Origin of the sequence: Bavariicoccus seileri WCC 4188, from assembly GCF_000421665.1 — a bacterium.
In the GTDB taxonomy this organism is placed as follows: Bacteria; Bacillota; Bacilli; order Lactobacillales; family Aerococcaceae; genus Bavariicoccus; species Bavariicoccus seileri.
In genome coordinates this window covers 1-5,985 of the sequence record NZ_ATXL01000073.1, presented here as the reverse complement: position 1 = coordinate 5,985, position 5,985 = coordinate 1, and the positions used below count along the sequence as shown (strand labels likewise).

General features: G+C 38.0%; 5 protein-coding genes and 1 tRNA gene. 2 read left to right on the top strand and 4 right to left on the bottom strand.

The genetic code is table 11. The features are described 5' to 3' along the window. Positions 1–467: 467 nt before the first annotated feature. The 3 genes from H541_RS12620 to H541_RS0110340 form a co-directional block, all read right to left on the bottom strand. A complete protein-coding gene (locus H541_RS12620; RefSeq protein WP_022797217.1) occupies positions 468–800 on the bottom strand; it encodes a methylated-DNA--[protein]-cysteine S-methyltransferase in 333 nt (110 codons plus the stop codon). Next, positions 800–1,069, bottom strand: coding sequence for a hypothetical protein (locus tag H541_RS12850; RefSeq protein ID WP_022797216.1), 270 nt, complete (start codon positions 1,067–1,069; stop codon positions 800–802). Before H541_RS12850 ends, H541_RS12620 begins: the two co-directional genes overlap by 1 nt. A gap of 240 nt (positions 1,070–1,309) precedes the next feature. Then, positions 1,310–1,381 (bottom strand) — tRNA-Glu (locus H541_RS0110340). A gap of 479 nt (positions 1,382–1,860) precedes the next feature. Between H541_RS0110340 and H541_RS0110335 the strand changes: the two genes are divergently transcribed. Both H541_RS0110335 and H541_RS0110330 read left to right on the top strand, forming a co-directional pair. After that, the gene (locus H541_RS0110335; protein ID WP_022797215.1) at positions 1,861–2,634 is read left to right on the top strand and encodes an ABC transporter ATP-binding protein; all 774 of its coding nucleotides are present in this window, start codon (positions 1,861–1,863) and stop codon (positions 2,632–2,634) included. Then, positions 2,627–4,207 carry a hypothetical protein gene (locus H541_RS0110330; protein ID WP_022797214.1) on the top strand — a complete coding sequence of 527 codons (1,581 nt, stop codon included), beginning with the start codon at positions 2,627–2,629 and terminating at the stop codon, positions 4,205–4,207. Before H541_RS0110335 ends, H541_RS0110330 begins: the two co-directional genes overlap by 8 nt. Before the next feature lie 396 nt (positions 4,208–4,603). Here H541_RS0110330 and H541_RS0110325 read toward each other — a convergent pair whose 3' ends face one another. Beyond that, a complete protein-coding gene (locus H541_RS0110325) occupies positions 4,604–5,791 on the bottom strand; it encodes an acetyl-CoA C-acetyltransferase (protein ID WP_022797213.1) in 1,188 nt (395 codons plus the stop codon). Between the last annotated feature and the right edge of the window lie 194 nt (positions 5,792–5,985).

Below are 5,985 nucleotides of genomic sequence, written 5' to 3'. Positions count from 1 at the left end.
AATTACTCACATTAATCATTTTAAAAATATTGGGATTAACTTTCTAGAGATGAACTAAAATTCATAAGTGACAAAGATGACCAAAAAGAACCTGTAAAAATCAATTGATTTTCACAGGTTCTTTTTTATTCCTTGTTTATGCACTTGATGAAGCAATACTCCTAAGAGCAAGAAACCTATTCAGAGCAAGAAGCCTCAACAACATCATATTGAATCAACTGAGCCACTTGTAACGCCTTATGATGATCGTCAAAAAATAATGTCGGATGAATTTCGTTAGCATTAATCACCTGTTATTGAATTCCATAACTTTTTGCCTCTATCACTAAACTGCTCAATTCACAATTACCATCTACTGATTTATACCCCATCTAACTCCCACCTTCACTTAATTTCTTTTAGATAAGAATTACTTTACTAAAGGAAGTTAAAAGAAAGTTAAAATAGATTATAGTTTGGTAAAATTTTTACAGCGAACCTTCTAATTCTAGTAACCATCGCTTGCGCTCTACTCCGCCACTATAACCACCGATAGTTCCACTACTAGTAATCACACGATGGCACGGAATGATGATAGCTATTTTGTTTGCCCGATTTGCCCCACCTATTGCTCTCACCAAATGCGGATCACCAAGTTGTCGTGCCATATCCAAGTAACTGGCTGCTTTTCCATATGGAATTTTCAAAAGCTGTTGCCAAACACTTTTTTGAAAAGCCGTTCCCGTCAACCGCAATGGTACATCAAAAGCAGTTGAATGACCCGTAAAATAATCCTTAAGTTGCGCTTTGACTAACAACATTATCTTTGAAGTCTCCCACCCTCGATGACCTTGACCTTATAATAATCTTCTAGTTGCTTAACTTCTTTCTCTAATCCAACTTTATCCATAAACTCTAGCAAAAATAAATGAGAGTCATCTGTCACACATAGTAAACGTCCAACAGGGGTTTGTAGTTCCTGACTATAAAGCCACTTTAAAACAGGTTGTACTAATGATTTTTTATCCAATAGACTAGCTGATTGATTAGCTGATTTCTTTTCTAACTGGTTAACTGTTTGATTGCTCATCCTTATGATCCTCCATAATAGTTCTACTAGAGTTCTACTAGAGTCCTACTAGAAACTACAAAAACCTACATCACTTACATACCCATTGAAAAACAGCAATAAACTGACGACTACCTTTCAAAAATCTAACCAAAAATAAAAGTAACAGAACAATTACGGAACAATAAAAAATAAAAGCCTTAGAAACGCGTTAAGAATGGCTTAACAACAATGTTTCTAAGGCTTAACTGACTATTAAAATCGGGCATACGGGAATCGAACCCGTACCTCATGACTGAGAATCACGCGTCTTAACCATTTGACTAATGCCCAGTGGTATTAACACTTGTCCCAAACTGCTCAAGAACAACGGTGCGTAATTTATTATAGTACTAACTGCTACGTTTGTTAAGAGCTTTCTCTAGAAAATTTATTGTTTTTGTAAATTGGTGTACTGTAAATTATTATCTAGTGGTCCGCAAAACAACTTTGAGAGTAGAGAAATATGCTACAGGCTTAAACCATACAGGACTATAGACTGGTCATTCTAAGTATCATACCCTTTTTTACGACAAACTGGTAAAAGTTTAAATTGTTATTATTTATCACATTGACCCTTGCATCACTAAAGAATTTGCTATAATGTTTACATTATAATAAAAATATCAAAAAAACCGCTAATCACTCAGACACTATAATCTTTAATATTGGTCATATCAAACTAGCCTAATCAAACTATCCTATTCACGTAATCGTCATCACTTCTACAGTCGTTTGCATTACAGATTTTAACAATAAATTGGAGAAAACACATGATAAAAATAACGGACTTAACAAAAACTTACGGCTCAAAAACAGCCCTAAATGATGTAAATCTCACTATCGAAAATGGTCAAATTTTTGGTTTATTAGGTCATAATGGTGCAGGAAAATCTACCACGATCAAGTGCCTAACGAGTATTATCGAACCCACAAGCGGCTCAATTGCTTTTGATGACCAATCACTACCCGAGCATCGGCAAGAGATCAAAGAGAAAATCAGTTATGTGCCAGATACACCAGATCTCTTTTTACAACTGTCAGCATCAGAATATTGGAACTTGATGGCGTCAGCTTACAACGTTGATCCTAAGCATCTAACAGAACGATTGAAAGAATTGACTGATTTATTCGAAATGACCCAGGTTTCAGATGAAACTCTCTCTGAATTCTCTCATGGGATGCGCCAAAAGGTTATCATCATTGGTGCCTTGCTGGCAGAACCAGAAATCTGGATTTTAGATGAACCACTTCAAGGGTTAGACCCACAAGCAGCTTTTGATTTAAAAGAATTAATTAAATCCTATGCTCAAAAGGGAAATACAGTTATCTTTTCAACACATGATCTAGCAACGGCACAACAATTATGCGACCAAATCGCTATCTTAAAAACTGGCAAGCTCGTCTATAACGGTTCTGTAGCCGATCTCTTGGCTAATTATCCTGGCGATTCTCTTGAACAAGTCTACTTGCAACTCGTTGGTCGTCATACGAACGATAATGAGTTAATTAACGAATTGACGGCAGGTGATTCTGCTCATGACTAAAAGACGCTTGGTAGCTTTATTTAGAGCTAATCTGATTTATGCGAACCCCCAACAGACCATCCAAGCTAGGAAAAAAGGAAAATCAGAGGGTAGTCTGACTCGTTATTTGTTAACACAATATATCTGGATGAGTTTGGTTTTCTTAATTGCTTATGGTGCTATCTTCTTAGCCATAGATTTTTCTAAATATCCTGGTTTCTTTACGTCATATGTCGGTATTTTTCTCCTCATAACATTCGCTCAAAGTGTTACGGTTATTTTCAACATCTTCTATAAGAGTAAGGACCTAAGAGATTATCTTCCGTTACCCTTTTTAAAGAGTGAAGTCTTTCTAGCCAAATTCTCAATCGTAGCGCTAAATATCGTCCCTTTTTTGTTACCGATCCTTGCTCTGTTTATAATGACGGCGCTAAAAGTCAACAATATAGTTGTTGCTATCATCGTAGCGCTTATAACATTTGTATTGTTCACGGTATTGACCTTCACCGCCTGTCTCGTGATTGTTTCAGGAATTACGCAAACTAAGACCTTCCAAAAACACCAAAATCTATGGAGTACCATTTTGATGGTTGGCTCAATGGGTGGAATGATCTTTGGCTTGCTTTATCTCAATAACAGGTCCACAGCTGCAAGTTCAGGACAACTGGTCGATCAAGCTATCTTGTGGCCTTTATATCCGTTCTATAACTTGCTCGTTCGCCCATTCCAACTAGTGAACTTACTTTATGTTGTAGGTATCCTTGCACTTGTGGCTCTTCTATTTTGGATCATTCTCAAAAGGATTATTCCTGGTTTTTATGAACACGCCCAATTGAGTAGTCCTGTACGTCGGAAAAAGAATAAGACGCCTCAGTCTGTTCAACCTATTCAAAAACAGCTGATTAAGTATAATTTTAGTTTGATCAAGGACCCTGCTTTGATCATGCAATATTTAGGAAACTCCTTGATTGTACCGGTCTGCTTTATCTTCCCATTTTTGATGAACCTTGGGACTGACTTGTCAACATTGACACCTGCTTACCTTTCAATCGTTTTCGTCGTTGGTCTTGCATTTTCGACCTTGACTGTCGGCCCAGCTTCACTGGTAGGGATGATTATTTCCCTAGACCGTGAAAACTATGTTTTTATCAAAAGTTTACCTTTCTCTCTAAAAAGATACTTAAAGATCAAATTCTTTAGCATGACCTTGCTACAACTAGCCATTGCCATGATTCTATTATTGGCAGTTGCCATTTGGGTGAGATTACCACTACTATTACTCTTGTCACTGCTGGTTGGAACCTTCATCGGCATCACTTCAGCTAGTCTCTACTATTTCTACCGTGATTATCGATTGTTGAGTTTGGATTGGTCCGACTTTAGCCAACTCCTATCTCGTGGTGGTGGTAATTTCTTAGTGGCATTTACCTATTTTGGTTTATTCATCGTTAGTGCCATTTTAGTCGGGATTACAGCTTTCTTATCACTCACATGGCCTCTCATTGGGAATATTGGAACTATTGGTTTGCTAGTGATTCTATATGGTGTAATTGTCTGGCACTACCACACCAAATTTTGGAGTCGGCTATCTTAGGACCCTATTCCTACTTAAATTGTCAAAAAAGACTGGAACTGCTTTCAAATTGTGATAAACTAAACATAACTTGGAATTTCACTAGTTGTATACCAACTAGGTTAAAAACACTATAGGTCAGTGTTTGCTACTATATACCACCTTTTTATAGTTACAGATTCTCCTATCAGTGTTTTTCTTTGTTTTCCAAGTCACAAAGGCATGATCATAGCGATCATGCCCTTTTTGCTTATCATCTATTAATATTAACTTTTTTATTTTATCGTTTTCTTTTACTTATTGTTTTTTATTTTTTGTTTTTTACTTTTTGTTTTTTTCTTTTTAATTTCACTTTTCACTCTTTGCCTTTGCTTTCTGTTTTCCATTTTATTTTTTATGAGTTTTTTCTTTATTTCTTTATTCTACTTTTTCAACTACCATTGACATTCCTTGGCCACCACCAATGCACAAGGTAGCTAAGCCAGTATGGTGTTCTTCTTGTTTTAACAGCTCATGGATCAAAGTCACTAAGATACGTGTCCCACTGGCACCGACTGGATGTCCTAATGCGATAGCTCCTCCATTGACATTGACTTTTGTCGGATCAAAGCCTAGAGCTTCGTTGACGCAAACAGATAAAGCTGCAAATGCCTCATTGGATTCAATCAGATCAATACCATCGATCGTCATATTTAACCGTTCCAATAGTTTTTTCGTTGAGGCGATCGGACCGCATCCCATGAAATCGGGAGCAACACCAGCACTTGCACTTCCCTTAATCACAACTAGTGGTTTTAAACCTAGCTCTGCTGCTTTGTCTCGGCTCATCACAATCACGGCTGCTGCTCCATCATTGATTCCTGAAGCGTTCCCTGCAGTCACAGTACCATCTTTTTGAAAGACCGGTCTGAGTTGGCTTAGCTTTTCTAAAGTCGTTTGTGGCCGTGGATACTCATCCTTATTCACTAGCTGAGTATCACCTTTACGATTGGAAACCTTTATCGGACAGATTTCAGTGTCAAATCGCCCTGCTTCTATCGCCTTAGACGCTCTTTCTTGACTTGCTACAGCTAACTGATCTTGAACTAGTCGTGTAATCTGATACTTTTTTGCCACATTTTCTGCAGTGACTCCCATATGCTCGCCACTAAATGCGTCTAATAAAGCATCTTGAAGCATGCTATCCACTAGCGTTTGATTGCCAAGTTTACTCCCAAACCTCGCTGTAGAGGCTAGAAAAGGCGCCTGTGACATGTTTTCGGTACCGCCAGCTATAACGACATCACTTTCGCCTACCATAATAGCTTGGGCGGCTAATGACACTGCCTTTAAGCCCGATCCACACACTTTATTGATCGTATACGATGGCACTTCTATCGGTATTCCAGCTTTAATTGCGACTTGACGTGCCACATTTTGTCCCAAACCAGAACTGATCACATTACCTATAATAACTTCATCGATCTGATCAGGAGCTAAGTTAACCGACTTAATGATTGCTTTTACTACCTCGCTCCCAAGACTTACTGCTGAAACATCCTTAAATTGCCCACCAAATGACCCGATAGGGGTTCTAAGTGCCGCTACTATAACAGCATCTCTCATGATCGTACCTCCACGTATTTGATTTGATCGTTTTGTATCTATAGAAGACCTATACTCCAGTCTACCAAATATAGCGTCCCCTCAACAGTAGCCAAGTCTTATAATTATTATAAGTTATTCCCATATTATTCGCCTAGTATTCACCTGGTATTACCCTAGTGTTCTCCCTAGTGTTCTCCCTAGTGTGCCACCTA

Coding starts and splice junctions, on each gene's coding strand:
- H541_RS12850 (WP_022797216.1), bottom strand. CDS start 1,069: ATGAGCAATCAAACAGTTAACCAGTTAGAAAAGAAATCAGCTAATCAA.
- H541_RS12620 (WP_022797217.1), bottom strand. CDS start 800: ATGTTGTTAGTCAAAGCGCAACTTAAGGATTATTTTACGGGTCATTCA.
- H541_RS0110330 (WP_022797214.1), top strand. CDS start 2,627: ATGACTAAAAGACGCTTGGTAGCTTTATTTAGAGCTAATCTGATTTAT.
- H541_RS0110335 (WP_022797215.1), top strand. CDS start 1,861: ATGATAAAAATAACGGACTTAACAAAAACTTACGGCTCAAAAACAGCC.
- H541_RS0110325 (WP_022797213.1), bottom strand. CDS start 5,791: ATGAGAGATGCTGTTATAGTAGCGGCACTTAGAACCCCTATCGGGTCA.